At 73.7% G+C, this 22,019-nt stretch carries 22 protein-coding genes; 10 read left to right on the forward strand and 12 right to left on the reverse strand.

The features are described from left to right. Window positions 1–24 precede the first annotated feature (24 nt). Entirely contained in the window at window positions 25–333 is a 309-nt protein-coding gene (locus tag F8568_RS48750) for a hypothetical protein (RefSeq protein WP_236009319.1), read from the forward strand. Window positions 334–471: 138 nt separating this feature from the next. Here F8568_RS48750 and F8568_RS29680 read toward each other — a convergent pair whose 3' ends face one another. Further along, window positions 472–1,464 carry a DMT family transporter gene (locus tag F8568_RS29680; protein ID WP_151596990.1) on the reverse strand — a complete coding sequence of 331 codons (993 nt, stop codon included), beginning with the start codon at window positions 1,462–1,464 and terminating at the stop codon, window positions 472–474. Here F8568_RS29680 and F8568_RS29685 point away from each other — a divergent pair. Continuing rightward, on the forward strand, window positions 1,463–2,851 hold the full coding sequence (locus F8568_RS29685; protein WP_202125496.1) for an aminotransferase-like domain-containing protein: 1,389 nt from the start codon (window positions 1,463–1,465) through the stop codon (window positions 2,849–2,851). The genes F8568_RS29680 and F8568_RS29685 overlap by 2 nt on opposite strands. Before the next feature lie 12 nt (window positions 2,852–2,863). Here the strand turns inward: F8568_RS29685 and F8568_RS29690 are convergent, their stop codons facing one another. After that, window positions 2,864–3,154 (reverse strand): hypothetical protein, encoded by a 291-nt coding sequence (locus tag F8568_RS29690; protein ID WP_151596991.1) that lies wholly within the window; start codon window positions 3,152–3,154, stop codon window positions 2,864–2,866. Between the two features lie 100 nt (window positions 3,155–3,254). Between F8568_RS29690 and F8568_RS29695 the strand changes: the two genes are divergently transcribed. Genes F8568_RS29695 through F8568_RS29710 form a run of 4 tightly spaced genes read left to right on the forward strand, consistent with a single transcriptional unit; the run spans window position 3,255 to window position 7,069 of the window. Further along, window positions 3,255–3,836: a CGNR zinc finger domain-containing protein gene (locus tag F8568_RS29695; protein ID WP_151596992.1), complete on the forward strand. Its 582-nt coding sequence runs from the start codon at window positions 3,255–3,257 to the stop codon at window positions 3,834–3,836. A 52-nt stretch (window positions 3,837–3,888) separates the two neighbouring features. After that, entirely contained in the window at window positions 3,889–4,443 is a 555-nt protein-coding gene (locus F8568_RS29700) for a GNAT family N-acetyltransferase (protein WP_151596993.1), read from the forward strand. Window positions 4,444–4,487: 44 nt separating this feature from the next. After that, on the forward strand, window positions 4,488–6,152 hold the full coding sequence (locus F8568_RS29705; RefSeq protein ID WP_328601078.1) for an MFS transporter: 1,665 nt from the start codon (window positions 4,488–4,490) through the stop codon (window positions 6,150–6,152). Between the two features lie 50 nt (window positions 6,153–6,202). Then, window positions 6,203–7,069: a 1,4-dihydroxy-2-naphthoate polyprenyltransferase gene (locus tag F8568_RS29710; protein WP_151596994.1), complete on the forward strand. Its 867-nt coding sequence runs from the start codon at window positions 6,203–6,205 to the stop codon at window positions 7,067–7,069. A 28-nt stretch (window positions 7,070–7,097) separates the two neighbouring features. Here the strand turns inward: F8568_RS29710 and F8568_RS29715 are convergent, their stop codons facing one another. Then, on the reverse strand, window positions 7,098–7,778 hold the full coding sequence (locus F8568_RS29715; RefSeq protein ID WP_151596995.1) for a uracil-DNA glycosylase: 681 nt from the start codon (window positions 7,776–7,778) through the stop codon (window positions 7,098–7,100). Window positions 7,779–8,058: 280 nt separating this feature from the next. On the opposite strand from F8568_RS29715, the gene modA reads away from it, so the two are divergent. Together modA and ftsH are read left to right on the forward strand one after the other, a co-directional pair. Continuing rightward, window positions 8,059–8,856: a molybdate ABC transporter substrate-binding protein gene (gene modA, locus F8568_RS29720; RefSeq protein ID WP_151596996.1), complete on the forward strand. Its 798-nt coding sequence runs from the start codon at window positions 8,059–8,061 to the stop codon at window positions 8,854–8,856. A 160-nt stretch (window positions 8,857–9,016) separates the two neighbouring features. Then, window positions 9,017–11,068 (forward strand): ATP-dependent zinc metalloprotease FtsH, encoded by a 2,052-nt coding sequence (gene ftsH / locus F8568_RS29725; protein WP_328601079.1) that lies wholly within the window; start codon window positions 9,017–9,019, stop codon window positions 11,066–11,068. On the opposite strand, the gene F8568_RS29730 is transcribed toward ftsH, so the two are convergent. Further along, a complete protein-coding gene (locus F8568_RS29730; RefSeq protein ID WP_151596998.1) occupies window positions 11,065–11,916 on the reverse strand; it encodes an SCO6745 family protein in 852 nt (283 codons plus the stop codon). The two genes, ftsH and F8568_RS29730, sit on opposite strands and share 4 nt — an antisense overlap. 99 nt (window positions 11,917–12,015) lie before the next feature. On the opposite strand from F8568_RS29730, the gene sigJ reads away from it, so the two are divergent. Next, window positions 12,016–12,891: an RNA polymerase sigma factor SigJ gene (gene sigJ, locus F8568_RS29735; protein ID WP_151596999.1), complete on the forward strand. Its 876-nt coding sequence runs from the start codon at window positions 12,016–12,018 to the stop codon at window positions 12,889–12,891. Between the two features lie 50 nt (window positions 12,892–12,941). Continuing rightward, window positions 12,942–13,415 (forward strand): nitroreductase family deazaflavin-dependent oxidoreductase, encoded by a 474-nt coding sequence (locus F8568_RS29740; protein ID WP_151597000.1) that lies wholly within the window; start codon window positions 12,942–12,944, stop codon window positions 13,413–13,415. On the opposite strand, the gene F8568_RS29745 is transcribed toward F8568_RS29740, so the two are convergent. The 8 genes from F8568_RS29745 to trhA form a co-directional block, all read right to left on the reverse strand. Then, entirely contained in the window at window positions 13,412–13,951 is a 540-nt protein-coding gene (locus F8568_RS29745; protein WP_151597022.1) for a transglutaminase-like domain-containing protein, read from the reverse strand. The two genes, F8568_RS29740 and F8568_RS29745, sit on opposite strands and share 4 nt — an antisense overlap. After that, window positions 13,951–14,691: a 4-hydroxy-tetrahydrodipicolinate reductase gene (dapB, locus tag F8568_RS29750; RefSeq protein WP_151597001.1), complete on the reverse strand. Its 741-nt coding sequence runs from the start codon at window positions 14,689–14,691 to the stop codon at window positions 13,951–13,953. The genes F8568_RS29745 and dapB overlap by 1 nt, the downstream gene beginning before the upstream one ends. A gap of 59 nt (window positions 14,692–14,750) precedes the next feature. Then, a complete protein-coding gene (locus tag F8568_RS29755) occupies window positions 14,751–15,131 on the reverse strand; it encodes a phage holin family protein (RefSeq protein WP_151597002.1) in 381 nt (126 codons plus the stop codon). 512 nt (window positions 15,132–15,643) lie between these two features. Then, entirely contained in the window at window positions 15,644–16,960 is a 1,317-nt protein-coding gene (locus F8568_RS29760; protein ID WP_151597003.1) for a M16 family metallopeptidase, read from the reverse strand. 98 nt (window positions 16,961–17,058) lie between these two features. Further along, window positions 17,059–19,389, reverse strand: a complete 2,331-nt coding sequence (locus F8568_RS29765; RefSeq protein WP_151597023.1) for a polyribonucleotide nucleotidyltransferase — start codon at window positions 19,387–19,389, stop codon at window positions 17,059–17,061. A gap of 283 nt (window positions 19,390–19,672) precedes the next feature. Next, window positions 19,673–19,942, reverse strand: coding sequence for a 30S ribosomal protein S15 (gene rpsO / locus F8568_RS29770; RefSeq protein WP_021599383.1), 270 nt, complete (start codon window positions 19,940–19,942; stop codon window positions 19,673–19,675). 189 nt (window positions 19,943–20,131) lie between these two features. Next, entirely contained in the window at window positions 20,132–21,073 is a 942-nt protein-coding gene (locus F8568_RS29775) for a bifunctional riboflavin kinase/FAD synthetase (protein WP_151597024.1), read from the reverse strand. A 110-nt stretch (window positions 21,074–21,183) separates the two neighbouring features. Further along, complete coding sequence (trhA, locus tag F8568_RS29780) at window positions 21,184–21,885, reverse strand: PAQR family membrane homeostasis protein TrhA (protein WP_151597004.1); 702 nt, start codon at window positions 21,883–21,885, stop codon at window positions 21,184–21,186. Window positions 21,886–22,019: the final 134 nt, after the last annotated feature.

The raw sequence follows: 22,019 nt of genomic DNA on the forward strand, positions 1-22,019 counted from the left end.
TTGTGCGCGGCCTTCTCCAGGTCGGTGCGCGGGGTCCAGTCGAGCGGGCCGCCCGGCCAGATCCGCGCGATCGACCGCTGGCAGCACTCCTCGTGGTTCATCTCGTCGCGGGTGATCGAGAAGAAGCACTTGCGGACCGGGTCCTCCTCGTGCTGCTCGAACGCGTGGATGGTCGCGCGGGCGACCACCGCGGGACCGGACGCGTCGAAGTTCGCCAGCACGGCGAACCAGTACATGAGCCCGAGGCGCTGCTCGGGGGTGAAGCCGTCCGGGCGCAGCTCGTCCCACGGCAGGTCGGCGGGGTTCCACACCGTGCGCTTGGACTTCTCGTAGATGGCGGCGAGCTTGCCGGTCTCGACCCGCCACTCCATCGGGTAGATGTTCGGCTGCGGGATGTCCGGGGAGGGCCAGAACCCGCCCTCAGGAACGGTCGGCTCGTCGGCCATGGAAGGCTCCTCGCTGGTCCCCGTTTCATGACGCCCTGCCGTCCATTGTGCGCACCTCGGTCCCGGCCGCGTGCGGCCCGGCCGCGTCGGGGTCGGCGGCGGGGGCGCGGCGGACCCGGGTCCGCTGGGTCAGGGCGACGCAGACGAGGACGCCGGCGGCGCCCAGCACGGTCACCGCGTCGACCGGCTCGCCGAGCAGCAGCCACGACCAGGCGAGCGTCAGCACCGGCTGGGCGAGCTGCACCTGGCTCGCGCGGGCGATCCCGGCCCGTGCCAGGCCCTCGTACCAGGCGAAGAAGCCGAGGTAGGCGGACAGGACGGTCACGTAGCCGAAACCGAGCACGGCGTGGCCCGTCCAGCGCGGGTGCGTGGTGGCGAGCAGCCACCCGGTCAGCGGGACGGTGATCGGCGCGGCCAGCAGGAGCGCCCAGGAGATCACCCGCCAGCCGGGCATGCCGCGGGCGAGCCGGCCGCCCTCGGCGTAGCCCGCGGCGGCCGCCAGCAGCGCGCCGAACAGCAGCAGGTCGGCGGCGCTGAACCGGCCGGCGCCGCGGATCAGCGCGAAGCCGGTGACGCAGGCGGCCCCGGTGGCGCTCGCCAGCCAGAAGGCGCGCGACGGGCGCTCCCCCGCGCGCAGCACTCCGAGGACGGCGGTCGCGGCCGGCAGCAGCCCCACCACGACGGCCGAGTGCGCGGACGAGGCGCCTTGGTCGAGCGCGAGCGTGGACAGCACCGGGAAGCCGAAGACGACCCCGGCGGCCGCGACGGCGAGCGCGCCCCACTCCCGGCCGCGCGGCCGGCGGGCCCGGACCGATAGCAGTGCCACGGCGGCGAGAACGGCGGCGGCGGCCGAACGGCCGACGCCGATCAGGTAGGGGTCGAGCCCTTCGAGGCCGTACTCGCTGGCGGGAAGGGTGAAAGAGAAGATCAGCACGCCCAGCGCGGCGGACCAGATGCCGAGCACCGGGCCCTTGCCCGCTACCGGGCCGGTGACAGTAGCGCTATCTTTATTCCTCATGAAAAACGATAGCAGTGTGGCGGCGCTCGCCGACGCGCTGCGCGCCGAGGTCGGCCGGCTGAGCCCGGGCGAGCGGCTCCCGTCCAGCCGGGCGCTGGTCGAGCGGCACCGCGTCAGCCCTGTCACGGTGTCGCGGGCGATCGGGCTGCTCGCCGCCGAGGGGCTGGTCGTCACGCGCCCGGGCGCGGGCGCGTTCGCCACGCGCCGGCCGTCCTCCGCGTCCGAGCCCGCCGATTACGGCTGGCAGGCGGTGCCGCTCGCCGGCCGCGCGGTGGACGCGGCGGGCGTGTCCTGGCTGCTCACCCCGCCGCCGGACGGGACCGTCCCGCTCAGCGGCGGCTACCCGCACCCGGGCCTGCAGCCGGTCCGCGCCCTGGCGGACGCCGCGGCGCGGGCCGCGCGGCGCCCGAGCGCCTGGGACATGCCCCGGCTCGGCGGGGTGCCCGAGCTGCGCGCCTGGTTCGCCCGCGCGGTCGGCGGCGGCGTGTCCCCCGGCGACGTGACCATCGCCGACGGCGGGCAGCAGTCGCTGACGACCGTGCTGCGGGCGCTGCTCCCGCCCGGCGCGCCGCTCCTGGTCGAGTCGCCGACCTACCTCGGCGTGCTCGCCGTCGCGCGGGCGAGCGGGCTGCGGCCCGTCCCGGTGCCGGTGGACGGCGACGGCGTCCGGCCCGACCTGCTCGCCGAGGCGTTCGCGATGAGCGGCGCGCGGGCGTTCTACTGCCAGCCCGCGTTCCACAACCCGAGCGGGGCGGTGCTGAGCGCGCAGCGGCGCGGGCGGGTCCTCGACGTCGCGCGCGCCGCCGGCGCCTTCGTCGTCGAGGACGACTACGCACGGCACCTCGGCATCGACCCGCCCCCGCCGCCGCTGGTCGCGCAGGACGCCGACGGCCGGGTCGTGCACATCGCCTCGCTGACCAAGGCCACCGCGCCGAGCCTGCGGATCGCCGCGGTGATCGCGCGCGGGCCGGTCGCCGAGCGGATCCGCGCGACGCAGCTCGTCGAGGGGTTCTTCCCGGCCCGGCCGCTGCAGGAGACGCTGCTCGAGCTCGTCAGCTCGCCCGGCTGGCCGCGGCACCTGCGGGCGCTCCGGGCGGCGCTGCCGGCGCGCCGGGACGCGCTGCGCGCCGCGCTCGCCCGGGAGCTGCCGGAGCTGCGGGCGAACCGCCCGGCGGGCGGCCTGCACCTGTGGGTCCGGCTGCCGGACGGCCTCGACGACGTCGCGGTCGCCGAGGCCGCCCTGCGCGCCGGCGTGCTGGTCAGCGCCGGGCGCCCGTTCTTCCCCGCCGAGCCTCCCGGCGCGTACCTGCGGCTGAGCTACGGCAGCGCGGCGTCGGAGGCGGAGCTGGCGGAGGGCGTCCGGCGCCTCGCCACCGTGCTGCGCTGACGTCCCGCCCGGTCATCGGGACCCTCCCAGAGGACGGACGATCCGGGCCGAGGGCGCGGCGGCGCCCTGGGAGCGGGCGGGCTCGGGGCGGCGGACCGGACGCGCCGGAAGCAGGTCTCGGAGCAGGGCCCGGAGCCGTGCGCGCCGCCGCGCGGCGCGGTCCCCCGCGAGGGCGCCGGCGGCGAGCCGCACTTGGACGAGGTCGGCCTGAAGTTGCGCGTACTCCCGCTCGGCCCAGGCGTGCCGGGTCGCGGGACCGGCCAGGTACGGCAGCGCGTTCATCGCGCCTCCCTTCGTTGACACCAGTGAAACCGTAACGGCGGTGTCGGAATTGTACAACCAGCAAAAGCCGTTTACCGGTGTCGATGGTTGGTACGCTGCTCACGGACGGGTGGAGGGACCGATGGCCGACGCGCAGACCGACGACCCGGCGCAGACCGGCGGCGCCCCGCGGGCCGCCGACCCGGCGCTGCTGCTGCGGGACTTCGTCAACACGCTGAACCTCGACGCCGGCACCGACGGCCTCCCCACCCCGGAGGCGCTGGCCGGATGGCTGGCCGGGCGCGGGCTCGTCCCGGCCGGGACGCCCGCCGGCGCCGCCGACCTCGGCACCGCGCTCACCCTGCGCGGGGGCCTGCGCGAGGCGATGGCCGCCCACCACGGGCCGCAGGACGCCGACGCGCCCGGCGAGCTGGAGGACGCGCTGTCCGCGCTGCCGCTGCGGGTCGGCCTCGCCGGGCAGCGGCCCGCGCTCGTCCCGCTCGACCCGCCCGCGACCGCCGCCGCCGGGCTCGCCCGCATCGCCGCCGCGATCGTGGACGCGGCCGCCGCCGGGACCTGGCCGCGCCTCAAGGTCTGCCAGGAGGACACCTGCCGCTGGGCGTTCCTCGACACGTCCAAGAACCGGTCGCGGTCCTGGTGCTCGATGCGCACCTGCGGCAACCGGACCAAGACCCGCGCCTACCGGGCCCGCAACCGCGCCTGAGGCGCCGCCCGGGCCTAGGGTGTGCGGTGATCGTCCAGGAGAGGGGGCTGCCATGACCGCCGGTGGGGCCGATGCGGGGGTGCGGGAGGCGCGGCGCGCGGACGCGGCCGCCGTCGCCGACATCCAGGTGCGCGCCTGGCGGCACGGCTACCGCGACCTGCTCCCCGCCGGCGTCCTGGACCGGGTGACCGGCCCGGACGCGCTGGAGGCGTGGCGGGAGCGCTGGGCGGACGCGGCGGCGAACCCGCCGAGCCCGCGGCACCGGCTGCTCGTCGCGGTCGCGTCCGACCTGGTCGTGGGGTTCGCGGCGCACGCCCCCGCCGAGGACCCCGACCTGGACCCGGCGACCACCGCCGAGCTGATCACGCTGCTGGTCGACCCGCTGCACGCCCGGGAAGGGCACGGCAGCCGGCTGCTCGCCGCCACCGTCGACCTGCTCCGCGAGGCCGGCTTCACCACCCTGACCAGCTGGGCGTTCGAGCAGGACGAGGTCACCCGGGCGTTCCTCGGCGGCGCCGGCTGGGCGCCCGACGGGACGGCCCGCACCCTCGACATGGGCGAGCCCGTCCGGCAGATCCGGCTGCACACCGACATCGGCGTTCCGTAGGGGCCGGTGAGGGGCACGGCCCGTCCGGCCATATCGTTGAGGCCGTGCCCGAGTCCACCTCCCTGACGCCGCATGCCCCGGCGACGCCGCCGCGCGCCGACCACCGCCGCTGGCTCGGCATGGTCGTCATGAGCCTGGGCGTCTCGCTGGTCGTGGTGGACGCCACCATCGTCGGCGTGCTGCTGCCGCGGATCGTGTCCGACCTGGACCTGACGACCGCCGGCGCGGAGTGGATCACCTCGGTGTACGCGCTGGTGTTCGCCGCGCTGCTGATCCCGTTCGGCCGGGCCGGCGACCTGTTCGGGCGGCGCCGGATGTTCGTGCTCGGCACGGCGGTGTTCGCGGTCGCGAGCCTGGCCGCCGCGGCGGCGGGCGGCGGCGGCGCGCTGGTGGCCGCGCGGGCCGCGCAGGGCGTCGGCGCGTCGATGATCATGCCCGCGACGCTGTCCACCGTGAACGCGGTGTTCACCGGACGGGACCGTGCCGTCGCGTTCGGGATCTGGGGCTCGATGATCAGCGGGATGGCCGCGCTCGGGCCGCTGCTCGGCGGGGCCGTCGCGACCGGCGGCGGCTGGCGCTGGGCCTTCGGGATCAACGTGCCGCTCGGCGCGGCGCTCATCGCGGGCGCGTTCCGGCTGATGCCGGAGACCCGCGCGGCGGGCGCCGCCGCGCACGGGGCGCTGCGCGAGATCGACTGGCCGGGCGCGGGGCTGTCCGCGCTCGGGCTCGCCGCGCTGGTGTGCGGGCTGATCGAGGGCCAGACGTACGGCTGGTGGGCGGCCACCCGGCGGTTCTCGGCGGCCGGGTTCGACTGGCCGGGCACCGCGCTGTCGCCCGTCCCGGTCGTGATCGCGCTCGGCGCCGTGCTGCTCGCGGCGCTGGTGGTCGTCGAGCGGTCGCGGGCCGCGGCGGGCCGCCCGGTCATGCTGGATTTCGAGCTGTTCCGGATCCCGAACTTCCGGCACGGCAACCTCGCCTCGTCCCTGATCAACGTCGGCGAGCTGGGGCTGCTGTTCGTCCTGCCGCTGTTCCTGCTCGGCGTGCACGGCACGAACCCGCTGCAGATCAGCGTCGCGATCCTGCCGCTGGCCGTCGGCGCGTTCCTCACCGGCGGCTACGCGGGCAGGCTCGCCAACAAGCGCGGCGCGCACCGGGTCGTCCAGATCGGCATGGTGCTGGAGGTCGCCGCCGTCCTCGCCCTCGCCGTCACCGTGTCGGCGACCACCGGCGGGTTCGGGCTCGCGCCCTGGATGCTGCTGTACGGCCTCGGCCTCGGCCTGACGTCGGCGCAGCTCACGAACGTGTCGCTCGCCGACGTCCCGCCGGCGCGGGCGGGGCAGGCGTCCGGCACGCAGTCCACCGCGCGGCAGGTCGGCGCGGCCCTCGGCATCGCGCTGATCGGGACGGTGTTCGCCACGGGCCTCGGGCACGCGATGAGCGACCGGCTCGCCGGGACGTCGCTGACGCCGGCCGAGCAGGCGTCGGTGACCCGGCACCTGCGCGAGAGCGCCGGCACGTACGGACGTGATCTTCACGACAGTCCCGGCATGGCGGTCGAGGCGCACGCGGCGGACGCGAGCCTCGCCGTCGCGACCAGGCACGCCGCGCTCGCGACCGCGGCGATCCTCGCCGCGGGGCTGGCCCTGTCGCTGCGCCTGCGCCCGAGCACTGATCGGCATCGGGAAGAATCGAAGCGCCAGGACGGCTGACACCCTCCGCCCCCTGCACCCCTGTCGTCCCACGAGATCGAGCGGTAACTGTGGCCACGCTGAACCAATGGGTCGCCGGATCCCGGCCCCGCACCCTGCCCGCGTCCCTCGTTCCCGTCGTCGTCGGAACGGGCGTCGCCATCGGCGTCGACCACGCCATCTGGTGGCGGGCGCTGCTGGCGGCGTTCGTCGCGCTCGTCCTGCAGATCGGCGTGAACTACTCCAACGACTACAGCGACGGCATCCGCGGCACCGACGAGGACCGCGTCGGCCCGCTGCGCCTCGTCGGCTCGAAGGCCGCGCCGCCCGGGCAGGTGCTCGCCGCCGCGCTCGGCTGCTTCCTCGCCGCCGCCGTGGCCGGGCTGGTGCTCGCCGCCGTCACCACCTGGTGGCTGCTGCTGGTCGGCGCCGTCGCGATCCTCGCCGCCTGGTTCTACACCGGCGGCAAGACCCCCTACGGCTACCGTGCCCTCGGCGAGGTGTCGGTCTTCGTGTTCTTCGGCCTCGTCGCCGTCGTCGGGACCGTGTACGTGCAGGCCGAGGAGCTGCCGTGGGAGGGCTGGGTGGCGGCGGTGCCGGTCGGCCTGCTCGCCTGCGCGCTGCTGGTCGCCAACAACCTGCGCGACATCCCCACCGACCGCGAGTCCGGCAAGCGGACCCTCGCGGTCGTCCTCGGCGACCGCCGGACCCGGCTCCTGTACGCCGCGTGCGCCGCGCTGCCGTTCATGTTCGTGCTGGCGCTCGCCGCGCCGCACCCGTGGGTGCTGATCGCGCTGCTCGCGGCGCCGCTGTCGATCCCGCCGACGCAGAAGGTGCTGGGCGGGGCGGCCGGCCCGGCCCTGATCCCGGTGCTGGGCGAGACCGGCCGCCTCCAGATCGCCTACGGGGTGCTGCTCGCCATCGGCCTGGCGCTCTGAGCCGGGCGCGGCGCTCAGGCCGCCGCGGTCAGGCGAGGCTCCAGTCGATCTCGGGCTGGCCGGCGTCGACGAGCGCCTTGTTCACGGCGCTGAACGGGCGCGTCCCGAAGAACTTCTTCGCGCTCAGCGGGCTCGGGTGCGCGGACTCGATCACGGTGTGCTGCGGGCCGGTGACGAGCCGCGCCTTCTTGCGCGCGTACGCGCCCCACAGCACGAACACGACGCGGTCGGTCTTGTCGTTCAGCGCGCGGATCGCGGCGTCGGTGAAGTCCTCCCAGCCCTTGCCCGCGTGCGACCCGGCCTCCCCGCCGCGCACGGTCAGCACCGCGTTCAGCAGCAGGACGCCCTGGTCGGCCCACGGGGTGAGGTCGCCGGACACGGCGGGCGGGATCTCCAGGTCGGACGCCATCTCCTTGTAGATGTTGCGCAGCGACGGCGGCAGCCGGACGCCGTCGCGGACGCTGAAGCTGAGCCCGTGCGCCTGGCCCGGGCCGTGGTACGGGTCCTGGCCGAGGATCAGCACACGGGCCCGGTCGTACGGGCAGTGCCGGAACGCGTTGAACAGGTCCTCGCGCGGGGGGTACACGGTCTGCCCGTCGTACTCCCCGGCCACGAAGGCGCCCAGCGCGGCGGTGGCGGCCGGGTCGAGCAGCGGGTCGAGCCGCTGCCGCCAGTCGCCGGGGAGCAGTTCCATCAGGTCGAGGGACATCGTCCGTGCCTCCGGGGAAGGTGATCTCCAGTTGAGGGAACAGTAGCGTTGCCCACTGACACGCCGGAGGCGATCGGGGGGAGTGGGGGGTCGACCCCCCTCGAACAGTACTGACACGCCGGAGGCGATCGGGGGGAGTGGGGGGTCGACCCCCCTCGAACAGTACCGACACGCCGGAGGCGATCGGGGGGAGTGGAGGGTCGACCCCCCTCGGGCAGTACCGACACGCTGGGGGCGTAATGCTCGGGACGGGCCGGGGGCGTCCCTAGGATGCTGCGATATGCCCGATTCCCCCCGAGCGCGCCTCAGCGGCGCCGTCGGGCGTGCCCGCGCGTCCGCCCTGCTCGTCCCGGTCCTGCTGCTCGGCCTCGCCGCCGGGTGCGGCGGGTCGTCCGGGCCGGTGACGCTGACGGTGCTGGCGTCCTCGTCGCTGACCGAGGTGCTCGGCGAGATGGGCACGGCCTACCGCCAGTCGCATCCGGACGTGCGGGTGCGGGCGGAGTTCGGCGGCTCGGCGGAGATGGCCGAGCGGCTCTCCGAGCGCGACCCCGGCGACGTGCTCGCCACCGCGGACACCGCGAGCCTCGACCAGGCCGGCATGTACCTCGACGGCCACCGCCGCGCCGTCGCCGGGAACTCGCTCACCATCGCCGTCGGCCCCGGCAACCCCAGGCGCATCCGCGGCCTGGACGACCTGGAACGGCGCGGGCTGCGCGTCGTCGCGGGCGCCTCGTCGGTGCCGATCGGCCGCTACACCCGCCAGGCGTTCGCGAAGGCGGGGGTGCGTGTCCGGACGAGCGCCGAGGAGATCAGCTCACGGGCCGTGCTGGACCAGATCCGTGTCGGCGACGCCGACGCCGGTGTGGTCTACGTCACCGACCTGCGGTCCGCCGGGGTCGCGGTCAGCAGCGTTCCGATCCCGGCCGCCGACAACGTCACCGCGACCTATTCCGCGGCGGCCGTCAAGGGCGGGCCGCACCGCCGCGACGCCGACGAGTTCGTATCCTGGCTGGTCACGCCCGAGGCGCAGGCACTGTTCCACAAGTACGGGTTCACCACCCCCGTCGCGCCGCAGTGACCCGGGACACACCCGGAGTGTGCGTTCGCCCACCGCTGATACGGCACGGGAACGTCTCGTAGCGGAATCCCGTTTACCTCCCCGGAGCCCCGAACCGGGACCCCGCTGAAGCCGATCGCTCGTGCCACCCGCGAGCGATGCGTACCGGGAGATGCCAGACGTGCCGTCCAAGCGACCCGCGCCACAGCCGAGCGAGGCGGCGGCGCAGCGTGCAGGTTCCACGGAGCGCGACCGGCGCGAGTCGGTGCCGCCGCGCAACGACCCCGAGCGGCCCTGGCGCGCCGAAGGCGTGCCCGAGCGGCCGAAGCGGGCCGGCGGCGGCTTCGGCGGCTGGCGTCCCCGCCGCAACACCTCCCTGTTCTGGCTGCTGCTGCTCGTGGTGTTCGGGCTGAGCTACGTCTCGATGCACTACACCGGGCAGCAGGACAAGGTGAGCGTCCCGTACACGGCCTTCACCCAGCAGGTGCAGGCCGGGAACGTGAAGGACGTCTACACCAAGGGCTACCAGATCCAGGGGAAGCTGAAGAGCGCGCAGCAGGTCCCCGGGCAGAAGGACCCGAAGAAGACCTACACCGCGTTCGAGACGCTGCGTCCGGCGTTCGCCGACGACAAGATCTACACCGAGATGGTGAGCAAGGGCGTCGAGGTCGAGGCGAAGCCCGTCAACGAGGACCGCGGCCTGCTCGCCAACCTGGCGCTGTCGCTGCTGCCCACCCTGCTGTTCGTCGGCCTGTGGATCGGCGTCATGGTGTGGCTGCAGCGCCGGATGACCGGGGGCGGCGGCGGGGGCCTCATGGGCGGTTTCGGCCGCTCGCCCAAGCCCGTCGCGCCCGACGAGAAGCGCGCCACGTTCGCCGACGTCGCGGGCATCGACGAGGTCGAGGCGGAGCTGAGCGAGGTCGTCGACTTCCTCAAGGACCCCGGCAAGTACCGCCGGATGGGCGCCCGCGTCCCGCGCGGCGTGCTGCTCACCGGCGCGCCCGGCACCGGCAAGACGCTGCTGGCCCGCGCCGTCGCCGGCGAGGCGAACGTGCCGTTCTACTCCGCAGCCGCGTCGGAGTTCATCGAGATGGTCGTCGGCGTCGGCGCGGCCCGGGTCCGCGAGCTGTTCACCGAGGCCCGCAAGACCGCCCCGTCGATCATCTTCATCGACGAGATCGACACGATCGGCCGGGCCCGCGGCAGCGGCGCCAGCCTCGGCGGCCACGACGAGCGCGAGCAGACGCTGAACCAGATCCTCACCGAGATGGACGGGTTCTCCGGCTCCGAGGGCGTCGTCGTCATCGCCGCCACGAACCGTCCCGACATCCTCGACCCGGCGCTGATGCGGCCGGGCCGGTTCGACCGGCAGGTCGCGGTGTCGCCCCCCGACCTGGACGGGCGCGTCGCGATCCTGCGGGTGCACACCCGCGAGGTGCCGCTCGGCGGCGACGCCGACATCGTCTCGGTCGCGAAGATGACGCCCGGCATGACGGGCGCCGAGCTGGCCAACCTCGTCAACGAGGCCGCGCTGCTCGCCGTCAAGCGGGACAAGGGCGCGGTCGACATGGACGACTTCCAGACCGCGCTGGAGAAGGTGCAGCTCGGCACCCGCCGCGCGCTGGTCATGCCGTACGAGGAGCGGCGCCGCACGTCCTACCACGAGTCCGGGCACGGGCTGCTCGGCATGCTGCAGCCGGGCGCCGACCCGGTCCGCAAGATCACGATCGTGCCGCACGGCCGGGCGCTCGGCGTCACCGTGTCCACGCCCGACAGCGACCGCTACGCCTACGACGAGCGGTACCTGCGCGGCAGGATCATCGGCGCGCTCGGCGGGATGGCCGCCGAGGAGCTGGTGTTCGGCGTGATCACCACCGGGTCGGAGAGCGACCTGGAGCAGGTCACCAAGATCGCCCGCGGGATGGTGGGCCGGTGGGGCATGTCCCCGAAGGTCGGCCCGCTGTCGATCCTGCCGTCCGACGGCATGGAGCCGATGGGCCAGTACGCCGCGCAGGGCACCCTGGACGCCGTGGACCTGGAGGCCCGCCGCATCGTCGACGAATGCTACGCCGAGGCCCTCGAGACGCTGCGCGCGCACCGCGACCAGCTCGACTCGCTCGCCGCCGCGCTGCTGGAGGCCGAGACCCTCGACGAGGAGGCCGCCTACTCCGCCGCGGGCATCACCCGCAGCATCACCGAAGTCGACCTCTCCAAGACCCCGACCCGCGGTTAACCCGCGCCGACGCGAGGCAGGCCGATCGGGTTCGGGAAGGGCATCTCCCCCGCATCGGCCACCGCCTCCGCCGCGGGCATCAGGAGGTCGTAGAGGGCCTTCGGGTCGTCCAGGACGCGGTACGGCGGCGCGGCGAGGGCGTCGGTGCGCTCCTCGACGCGGGCCTTGAGGGCGCGTCCCGCGTCGGTCGCGGCACCGCCGTCCACGAGGCCGCGGGCCGCGAGGGCGCCGGCCGCTTCGTCCCACTGCTCCCGCGTCCATCCCCGGCTCAGCAGCATCAGGTCAGGGGTGACCGCGCCGACGGCGGCGGCGAGGACGTTCGAGGTCAGGCCGTCGAGGCCCTCGCTCGTCAGGACGGCCACATGCCCGTCGCCGCGGTGCTCGCGCAGCGCCGTCGCGGCCTGCCAGAGCGCCTCGACCGGGTCGTCCGGGACGTCCAGGTCGCGGTTCGCGCCGAACAGCGGACGGCCCGCCGCGTCCGCCGCCTCGACCGCCCGGCGCAGCGGCGGCGCCGCGCCGGCGGCGATCCGCTCGATGCCCGGCACGATCCTGCGCAGGGCCCGCGCCGCCGCGGCGCCCCGCGCCGCGAGGATGCTCGCGGGCGAGGCGAAACGCCACGCGTCCGGGACGGCCCGCCGCACCCGGGACGGATGGAACCCGAAGAACGTCGCCTCGACCACGCCCGCCGGCACCGCGCCGAGCGGGGCGGCGCGGCTGCCGAAGTAGCCCATCCAGAAGCCCTTCAGCCCCACGTCCTTGTTCGCCGCCAGGCACTCCGGCGAGAAGTACGTCACCGCGTGCAGCGGCTCCAGGACCGTCCACAGGTCGCGCGCGATCGAGTCGTCCACCCGACGAACGGTAAACGCTTCCTCCGGCGCGCGACAAACCGGTCACATCCGGCGCGCCCGATCCGTCAGTGTGGTGGAACGCGGTGACGAGGGGGGACGATGGACGAGCGCGAGTTCCTGGCGGAGCGGTTCGAGGAGCACCGGACGCATCTGAAGGCGGTCGCCTACCGGATGCTCGGGTCGCTGGCGGAGGCGGACGACGCCGTCCAGGAGGCGTGGCTGCGGCTGAGCCGGTCCGACGCCGGCGCGGTCGTCAACCTCGGCGGATGGCTCACCACCGTCGTCGGGCGGGTGTGCCTGGACATGCTGCGGTCCCGCACGTCCCGCCGCGAGGACCCCATCGACGAGTGGCTGCCCGATCCGGTGATCGCAGCGCCGGGCGGCACCGACCCCGAGCAGGAGGCGCTGCTCGCCGACTCCGTCGGGCTCGCGCTGCTGGTCGTGCTGGAGTCGCTGTCGCCCGCCGAGCGGCTCGCGTTCGTGCTGCACGACACGTTCGCGGTGCCGTTCGAGGAGATCGCGCCGATCGTGGGCCGCTCCCCGGATGCGGCGCGGCAGCTCGCCAGCCGCGCCCGCCGCCGGGTGCGCGGCGCCGCGCCCGTCCCCGAGCGCGACCGGGCCCGCCAGCGCGCCGTCGTCGAGGCGTTCCACGCCGCGGCGCGGGCCGGCGACTTCGAGGCGCTCGTCGCGGTCCTCGACCCGGACGTGGAGCTGCGCGCCGACCTCGGTGCCGCCGGCCGGCAGCATCTGCGCGGCGCGCGGACCGTCGCCGGCCAGGCGGCCGCCTTCAGCCGCGGCGCGGCCTACACCTCGCGTCCCGCGCTGGTCAACGGGACCGCCGGGGTCGTCGCGATGGACGGCGACCGCCCCGTGTCGGTGCTGTCGTTCACCGTCTCCGGCGGCCGGATCGTCGCGATCGACATCCTCGCCGACCCGGTCCGGCTGGCGCGCCTCGACCTGTCCGTCCTGGACTGACACGACTTTCCCGGCCCGTCGCGGGTAGGACGGGCCGGGAAGGGAGCGCCATGGAGATCCCCAAGCGGCCCGCGCCGCCGTCGGGGCTGCGCCGGGCCCTGTTCCGGCTGCCCGTCCACCTGTACCGGATGGGCCTCGGCCCGCTGTTCGGGGACCGCTTCCTGCTCCTCGAGCACGTCGGCCGCGCGTCCGGCGAGCGGCGGCAGGCGGTCGTCGAGGTCGTCGAGCACTCCGGGGACGACTACATCGTGTGCTCCGGCTTCGGCCCCCGCACCGACTGGTACCGCAACCTGGTGAAGACGCCGCGGGCGACCGTCCAGGTGGGGCGGAGCCGGTTCGCCGTGACGGCGCGTCCCCTGGACGCCGAGGAAGGCGGGGAGCTGATGATCCGCTACGCGCCGCGCCATCCCCGCTCCGCCATGAAGCTCCTCCGGTACATGGGCTACATCGTCGACGGCACCAAGGACGACTACCGGCGCGTGGGCCGCGAACTCCCCTTCGTCCGCCTCTCCCGCGTCCGCTAGAGCGCGGTGGGCAGCGCCTCGACGCTGAGCGTGGACATCGACCGGAGAGCCTTCAGAACCGCAGGATGCGGCACCGCATGGACCGTCGGCAGCACCGGTACCGACGGGTACGCGAGCCGGTCCTCCGACGCGGAGAACTCCACGTGAACGTCATCGTTGTCGCCGCGCGGGTCGAGGAGGACCCAGCGGTCGTCCACCAGGGCCGCGCTGAGCCCGTGCACGAACCCGTCCACCACCTGGTAGCACAGACCCGCCTGGATGCCCCCGGCCCGCAGCAGAGCGACGTACGCGTTCGACTTGGCGTAGCAGAGGCCGGTGCCCTGCTCGAGGACGTCGGACGCGCGCCAGGTGACGCGGTCGTCCCCGGCGTCCATCGAGTGCGACACCCGGTCGCGGACGTGCTCGAACGCCGCGCGGGCGTAGGCGATGTCGTCGCCGGTGCGCAGGTCCGAGGCGATCCGCTGGACGAGCGGATGCTCGATGTCGATCGCCTCGGACGCGGCGAGGTAGTCCCAGGGCTCGGCGGCGAACTCCATCACAGGCCGAGCAGCGACTCGATGCCGACCGTCAGCCGGTCGGGAGACTCCACGACCTTGCGGACCGCCAGCAGCACGCCCGGCATGAACGACTCGCGGTTCATCGAGTCGTGCCGGATGGTGAACAGCTCGCCGTGCCCGCCGAGCACGACCTCCTGGTGCGCGACGGCGCCGGACAGCCGGACCGCGTGCACATGGACGCCGTCCACATCGGCGCCGCGCGCGCCGTCGAACTCGTCGGTGGTCGCGTCCGGCGGCGGCGCGACCCCCGCCTCCGCCCGCGCGGCGGCGACCAGCTCGGCGGTCCGGTACGCCGTGCCGGACGGGGCGTCCACCTTGTTCGGGTGGTGCAGCTCCACGATCTCCACGGACTCGAAGAACGGGGCGGCCTTCTGCGCGAAGTGCATCATCAGCACCGCGCCGATGCCGAAGTTCGGGGCGATGAGCACGTTCGGGCCCTTGCCGCCGGTCAGCCACGACCGGACCGTGTCGAGCCGCGACGGGTCGAACCCGGTGGTGCCGACGACGGCGTGCAGCCCGCGGTCCACGCACCACTTGAGGTTGTCCATGACCACGGCCGGGCGGGTGAAGTCGACGACCACCTCGGCGGCGGTCAACGGCTCCCGGTCGTCGTCCTGGTCGACGGCCGCGACGAGCTCCATGTCGTCCGCGCCCTGCACGGCCCGGCACACCTCGGCCCCCATGCGGCCGCGCGAGCCCAGCACCCCAACCTTGATCACGTGTTCCTCCCGATGAAGCGTGCGACGAGCCTACCGGCCCGGCCGCCGCCTCCCGCGCGTCAGTCCCGGTCGTCGTCGGCGACGAACAGGTTGAGCAGCCAGCTCACCACGCCGATGATGATCGCCCCCCAGAACGCGGGCCAGAACCACTCGACACGGAACGGCACGTCAAGTTTCCCGGCCACCCAGCTGGTCAGCATGAGCAGCCCCGCGTTCACCACCAGGGCGATGAGCCCCAGCGTGACGATGTAGAGCACGCAGCCGAGCACCTTGATGACCGGCTTCAGCACCGCGTTGATGACGCCGAAGATCACCGCGACGACCAGCAGCGTCAGCGCCTTCTCCCCCGCACCGCCGCCCCGCACGTCGATGCCGTCCACCACGGCGGATGCCACCCACAGCGCGACCGCCGAGATGAGCACCCGGACAAGGACCTTCACCCCGCCCCGGTACCCGAACCCCCCTCGTCCCTAACCGAGCCGCCGGCTGAACACGCCGGCGGAAGACCCGACCTCAGCCACCGCCCACGGGCAGGCCCGCGGAGCGAGTGCAGCGAGCGCAGCGGGCCTGCCCGGCGGTCGGCAGGCTATTTCGCGCGGAGCTCCAGCGGAGCGGGAAACAGCCCGTCCGTCGTGACGGGGGTTCCAGGGGGTCGCCCCCCTGGGAAGACACGGGCAGGCCCGCGGAGCGAGTGCAGCGAGCGCAGCGGGCCTGCCCGCCGGTCGGCAGGCTATTTCGCGCGGAGCTCTAGCGGAGCGGGAAAAAGCCTGCCGACCGTGACGGGGGTTCCAGGGGGTCGCCCCCCTGGGAAGACGCGGGCAGGCCCGCGGAGCGAGTGCAGCGAGCGCAGCGGGCCTGCCCGCCGGTCGGCAGGCTATTTCGCGCGGAGCTCTAGCGGAGCGGGAAAAGCCTGCCGACCGTGACGGGGGTTCCAGGGGGTCGCCCCCCTGGGTTAACCGAGCCGGTTCCCGACGGGGCCGATGACGGTGAGGGCTTGGGGGGCGGCGAGGATGTCGCGGGCGACGTCGCGGACGTCGTCGAGGGTGACGGCCTCGATGCAGGCGAGGACGTCGTCGACCGGCAGCAGCGACTCGTACACCAGCTCGCTCTTGCCGATGCGGCTCATCCGGGAGCCGGTGTCCTCCAGGCCGAGGACCATGGCGCCGCGCAGCTGGCCTTTGCCGCGCTCGAGCTCCTCGGCGGTGAGGCTCTGCTCGGCGGCGCGGTTCACCTCGTCGCGGCAGATCGACAGGACCTCCTCGACCTTGCCGGGCTGGCAGCCGGCGTAGACGCCGAAGATGCCGGAGTCGGCGTACTGGGCGGTGTAGCTGTACACCGAGTACGCCAGGCCGCGCTTCTCGCGAATCTCCTGGAAGAGGCGGGACGACATGCCGCCGCCGAGGGCCGCGTTGAGGACGCCGAGCGCGAAGCGGCGGTCGTCGGTGCGGCACACGCCGGGGACGCCGAGGACGATGTGCGCCTGCTCGGTGTCCTTGTCGATGACGACGGTGCGCGGGTCGACGACCGCGGCGGGCCCGCCGACGCGCGGCGGGGCGGGCTCGGCGTCGCCGGTCAGGTGCCCGGCGAACGCCTTGGACACCAGCCGGACGACCTCGTCGTGGTCGATGTTCCCGGCGACGGACACCACGAGGCTGGACGGGGTGTAGTGCTCCCGGTAGTAGCCGTGGATGCGGTCGCGGGACAGCGCGTTGATCGAGTCCTCGGTGCCGAGGATGGGCCGGCCGAGCGGGGTGTCGCCGTACAGCGCGGTGGCGAACTCGTCGTGGATGAGGTCGCCGGGGTCGTCGTCGCGCATGTGGATCTCTTCGAGGATCACGCCGCGCTCGGCCTCGACGTCCTCGGGCCGGTTGACGGAGTCGGCGACCATGTCGGACACGACGTCCACGGCGAGCGGGAGGTCGGAGTCCAGCACCCGCGCGTAGTAGCAGGTGTACTCCTTGGCGGTGAACGCGTTGAGGTCGCCGCCGACCGCGTCGAGCGCGGCGGAGATCTCCAGCGCCGACCGCCGCCTGGTGCCCTTGAACAGCACGTGCTCGAGGTAGTGGCTGGCGCCGGCGTCGGCGGGCGCCTCGTCGCGGGACCCGACGGCCGACCAGACGCCGAACGCGGCGGACCGCACCGCCGGCGTCGACTCGGTGATGATCCGCAGCCCGCCGGGCAGCACGGTGCGGCGGACCACCGCGCCGGCGTCGTCGGTGTGGATCGTGGTGGTGGTGCCGGGCTCCTGCGCCCGCGCCGGCAGGGTCACGGTGTCACTCGCATTCGGTGGTGTGCGGGGTCGGGGGGCGGAAAGCGGCCGACCGGCCTGCCCGGGCGGGCAGGCCGGTCGGTCATCGCGTGCTCGGATCAGGAGTTGCGCTGGCCGGCGTCGTCGGAGCCGCGGCGGGTGCGGCGGCGGCGCGGGGCGCGGTCGCCGTCGTCGCGGCGCGGGCGGCGCTCACCGGAGTCGCCCGAGTCGCCGTCGGCCTCGGCCGCGGCGGCCGGCTCGTCGGCGCGCTCGGCGGACTCGCGCTCGATCACCTCGACCGGCACCAGCGACAGCTTCCCGCGCTGGTCGATCTCGGTGACCTCGACCTGGATCTTCTCGCCGACGCCCATCACGTCGTCGACGTTCTCGATCCGGGCGCCGCCGTGCAGCTTGCGGATCTGCGAGACGTGCAGCAGGCCGTCCTTGCCGGGCAGCAGCGACACGAAGGCGCCGAACGTGGTGGTCTTGACGACGGTGCCGAGGAACCGCTCGCCGACCTCCGGCATGTGCGGGTTCGCGATCGCGTTGATCGCGGTCCGCGCCGCCTCGGCGGACGGGCCGTCGGTCGCGCCGACGTAGATGGTGCCGTCGTCCTCGATGGTGATGTCGGCGCCGGTGTCGTCCTGGATCGAGTTGATCATCTTGCCCTTCGGGCCGATGACTTCGCCGATCTTGTCGACCGGGACCTTGATGGTGATGATCCGCGGCGCGTTCGGGCTCATCTCGGCGGGCGCCTCGATGGCCTCCTGCATCACGTCCAGGATCGCCAGCCGGGCGCCCTTGGCCTGCTTCAGCGCGGCGGCCAGCACCGAGGCGGGGATGCCGTCGAGCTTGGTGTCCAACTGCAGCGCGGTGATCAGGTCGCGGGTGCCGGCGACCTTGAAGTCCATGTCGCCGAACGCGTCCTCGGCGCCGAGGATGTCGGTGAGGGTGACGTACTCGTCGCCCTCGTTGATCAGGCCCATCGCGATGCCCGCCACCATCTGCTTGAGCGGGACGCCCGCGTCCAGCAGCGACATGGTGGACGCGCAGACCGAGCCCATCGAGGTGGAGCCGTTGGACCCGATCGCCTCCGACACCTGCCGGATCGCGTAGGGGAACTCCTCGCGCGACGGCAGCACCGGGATCAGCGCGCGCTCGGCGAGCGCGCCGTGCCCGATCTCGCGGCGCTTGGGCGAGCCCACCCGGCCGGTCTCGCCGGTGGAGTACGGCGGGAAGTTGTAGTTGTGCATGTAGCGCTTGGTGCGCTCGGGGTTCAGCGTGTCGATCATCTGCTCCATACGGAGCATGTTCAGCGTCGTCACGCCGAGGATCTGCGTCTCGCCGCGCTCGAACAGCGCCGACCCGTGCACCCGCGGGACCACGTGGGCCTCGGCGGTGAGCTGGCGGATGTCCTTCAGCCCGCGGCCGTCGATGCGCAGCCCGTCGCGGATGACCCGCTCGCGGACCAGCTTCTTGGTGACGGCGCGGTAGGCGGCGGAGATCTCCTTCTCGCGGCCCTCGAACTGCTCGGCGAGCTTGTCCTGCGCGGCGGCCTTGATCTCGTCGAGGCGGCTCTCGCGCTCCTGCTTGGCGGCGATCGTCAGCGCCTGCGCGAGGTCGCCGCTGACGGCGTCGGTGACGGCGGCGAGCACGTCGTCCTGGTAGTCCAGGAAGATCGGGTACTCGGCGGTCTCCTTCGCGGCGACCTTCGCGAGGTCGCTCTGCGCCTTGCACAGCACCTTGATGAACGGCTTGGCCGCCTCGAGGCCCTGCGCGACGGTCTCCTCGGTCGGGGCGGTCGCGCCCTCGCCGACGAGCTTGATGGTGTCGCGGGTGGACTCCGCCTCCACCATCATGATCGCGACGTCGCCGTCCTCCAGCACCCGGCCGGCGACGACCATGTCGAAGGTCGCGCGCTCCAGCTCGGGGTGGGTCGGGAAGCCGACCCACCGGCCGTCGATCAGCGCGACGCGGACGCCGCCGATCGGGCCGGAGAACGGCAGCCCGGCCAGCTGGGTGGACATCGACGCGGCGTTGATCGCCACGACGTCGTACAGGTGGTCGGGGTGCAGCGCCATGATCGTCTCGACGATCTGGATCTCGTTGCGCAGCCCCTTGCGGAACGACGGCCGCAGCGGCCGGTCGATCAGCCGGCAGGTCAGGATCGCGTCCTCGGACGGGCGGCCCTCGCGGCGGAAGAACGAGCCGGGGATGCGCCCGGCCGCGTACATCCGCTCCTCGACGTCCACGGTCAGCGGGAAGAAGTCCAGGTTCTCCTTGGGCTTCTTGGACGCGGTGGTCGCCGACAGCACCATCGTCTCGTCGTCGAGGTAGGCGACGGCGGAACCGGCCGCCTGGCGGGCCAGCCGGCCCGTCTCGAACCGGATGGTGCGGGTGCCGAACGTGCCGTTGTCGATCACGGCCTCGGTGCTCTGCGCTCCGTCGATGCGCACGGCTTCTGTCACGGGAAACCTCCTCAGGGTTCCTTCGTCGGTCCTCGCGGCCGTTTCCCGTGGCTTGTCACGCTGCCGGTCTTCGATCGAAGCACCCGGATCGTCAGGCCCGCCGATGCGGCGGGACGGATCCGGAAGCCACTACCGAGGACCGGCCCGCACCAGCGGTGTCCGCGAGGCTCTTCTCTTCGGTTCTTCACCCCCGGACGGGACGTCGCGGCCCCGTCCGGGTCATAGAAAGAGAGGGAGCGGCCCGGCGGGCCGCTCCCTCACCGTGCTAGCGGCGCAGACCGAGTCGCTCGATCAGCTGCCGGTAGCGGTTGATGTCCTTGTTGCTCAGGTACTTCAGGAGCCGGCGACGACGGCCGACCAGCAGCAGCAGGCCGCGGCGGCTGTGGTGGTCGTGCTTGTGCTCCTTGAGGTGCTCGGTCAGATCGTTGATGCGGCGCGTCAGCAGCGCGACCTGGACCTCCGGCGATCCGGTGTCACCCTCAGTGGTCGCGTACTCGGCGATGATCTGGTTCTTCGTGGCGGTGTCGAGCGACACGTGGCTCCTTCGATGAGATCGTCACCCGCAGATCCGGGCCCGGTGGGCGCTCGGGTCCGCATGGTGCGTTTTGAGAGGTGGTGAGCCGCATGAGGGTGCAGCTCAACCGCGCCGGGACCCACCCGGCGACTCTTCACCGTACCATGTCGGCTCGACTGCGTTACCGGCCGTGTTCGCGCCCCGCGGGCGTTATGCGGTGATCTCGCGGGCCCGGTCGACGTCGCGGTGCATCTCCTCGATGAGGGCGTCGATCGAGTCGAACTTCAGCGTGTCCCGGATGCGGGCGGTGAAGTCGACGCCCATGTGCTCGCCGTACAGGTCGAGGTCGTCGCGGTCCAGGGCGTAGGCCTCGACGGTCCGCTCCCCCGCGCCCTCGAACGTCGGGTTGGTGCCGATGGAGATCGCGGCGGGCCACCGGAAGCCGGGGTAGCGGTCGGTGTCGGCGACCAGCCAGCCGCCGTACACGCCGTCCGCGGGGATCGCGGTGTGCGGCAGCGTCTCCAGGTTCGCGGTGGGGAAGCCGAGCGCCCGGCCCCGCTGGTGGCCGCGGACGACCACGCCCTCGACGCGGTGCGGGCGGCCGAGCGACGCCGCGGCGCCCTCGACGTCGCCGGCCTCCAGCCGCTCCCGGATGTGGGTGGAGGAGATCGTGCCGCCGTCGGCGACCAGCGGCATGCCCTCGGCGGTGAAGTCGTACTTGGCGCCGAGCTCCTTCAGCAGCGCGACGTCGCCCTTGGCGCGGTGGCCGAAGCGGAAGTCCTCGCCGACGATGACATGGGCCGCGTGCAGCCGGTCCACCAGGACCTGCTGGACGAACTCGTCCGGCGGCGTCCTCGACAACTCCAGCGTGAACGGCACGACCACGACGGCGTCGGTGCCGAGGCCCTCCAGCAGCTCGATGCGGCGCTGGGTGGTGGCGAGCAGCGGCGGATGGGTGCCGGGCCGGACGACCTCGTCGGGGTGCGGGTCGAAGGTGATCGTGACCGAGCGCAGGCCGCGGCGGCGCGCCTCCTCGGCGGCGGCGCGGACGATCCGCTGATGACCGAGGTGCACCCCGTCGAACACCCCGATGGTGACCACCGAACGGCCCCAGTCGGCGGGAACCTCGTCGAGGCCATGCCAGCGCCGCACCATGCTCTCCCTGCGTAGGACGTCCCTGCGGGTTCTGTCTGTCGACATAAGGGTGCCATGTGCCGTCCGGCGCCGTTACCGAGGGGGCGCGCTTGCGGCCGGGCCGGCGGTCACCCGGCCTGGTAGACGACGAACGAGACGGCGATGTACTGCAGGACGTACGCGGCGAGCGTGCAGGCGTGGAACACCTCGTGGAAGCCGAACCAGCGCGGGGACGGGTTGGGACGGCGCAGCCCGTACACGATGCCGCCGACGCTGTAGCAGACGCCTCCGAGCGCGACCATGAGGCAGGCGACGAGGCCCGCGCCGTCCAGGAACTGGGGCAGGAAGAACACGGCGACCCAGCCGAGCACGATGTAGAGGGTCACGTAGAGCGCGCGCGGGGCGCCGATCCAGGTGGTGCGGAACACCACGCCGGCGACGGCTCCCGCCCACACGGTGACGAGGACGGCGATGCGGACGCCGCCGTCGAGGGCCAGCACGGCGAACGGCGTGTAGGTCCCGGCGATGATCAGGTAGATGTTGGCGTGGTCGAAGCGGCGCAGCACCTCGATGAGCCGGTGCGAGTCGGCCTGCCGGTGGTACGTTCCGGAGATCCCGAACAGCAGCCCGGACGTGGCGACGTAGACGGCGGAGGAGAGCCGGGCGAGCGTGGTCGGGCCGAGCGCGACGAGGACGAGCCCGGCGGCCATCACGGCGGGGAACGCGCCGAGGTGCAGCCAGCCGCGCATCCGCGGCTTGGTCGGGGACGCGGCGGCGTCCGGTCCCGGCTCGCCGGCGGGGTCGGTCACGGGATCGGTCACCGTGTTCATGGGCAGCCTCCTCTGCAACTAACCTACGGTTACGTAGGTTACGCGACCGTAGGTTCGTCCGCACCGCCACTGCGGGTGACGCTCGCCACGCAGCGCATCCCCCGCCCGGCGCGCGGGCGTCCTCCGTCGACACG

Source organism: Actinomadura physcomitrii (assembly GCF_008923205.2).
Taxonomy (GTDB): domain Bacteria; phylum Actinomycetota; class Actinomycetes; order Streptosporangiales; family Streptosporangiaceae; genus Spirillospora; species Spirillospora physcomitrii.

What these genes read in the sequence shown, in the direction of transcription:
- F8568_RS29685 (WP_202125496.1), top strand. Translation starts at nt 1,463, where the DNA reads ATGAAAAACGATAGCAGTGTGGCGGCGCTCGCCGACGCGCTGCGCGCC.
- F8568_RS29680 (WP_151596990.1), bottom strand. Translation starts at nt 1,464, where the DNA reads ATGAGGAATAAAGATAGCGCTACTGTCACCGGCCCGGTAGCGGGCAAG.
- F8568_RS29695 (WP_151596992.1), top strand. Translation starts at nt 3,255, where the DNA reads ATGGCCGACGCGCAGACCGACGACCCGGCGCAGACCGGCGGCGCCCCG.
- F8568_RS29700 (WP_151596993.1), top strand. Translation starts at nt 3,889, where the DNA reads ATGACCGCCGGTGGGGCCGATGCGGGGGTGCGGGAGGCGCGGCGCGCG.
- F8568_RS29715 (WP_151596995.1), bottom strand. Translation starts at nt 7,778, where the DNA reads ATGTCCCTCGACCTGATGGAACTGCTCCCCGGCGACTGGCGGCAGCGG.
- modA (WP_151596996.1), top strand. Translation starts at nt 8,059, where the DNA reads ATGCCCGATTCCCCCCGAGCGCGCCTCAGCGGCGCCGTCGGGCGTGCC.
- sigJ (WP_151596999.1), top strand. Translation starts at nt 12,016, where the DNA reads ATGGACGAGCGCGAGTTCCTGGCGGAGCGGTTCGAGGAGCACCGGACG.
- F8568_RS29740 (WP_151597000.1), top strand. Translation starts at nt 12,942, where the DNA reads ATGGAGATCCCCAAGCGGCCCGCGCCGCCGTCGGGGCTGCGCCGGGCC.
- F8568_RS29745 (WP_151597022.1), bottom strand. Translation starts at nt 13,951, where the DNA reads ATGGAGTTCGCCGCCGAGCCCTGGGACTACCTCGCCGCGTCCGAGGCG.
- trhA (WP_151597004.1), bottom strand. Translation starts at nt 21,885, where the DNA reads ATGAACACGGTGACCGATCCCGTGACCGACCCCGCCGGCGAGCCGGGA.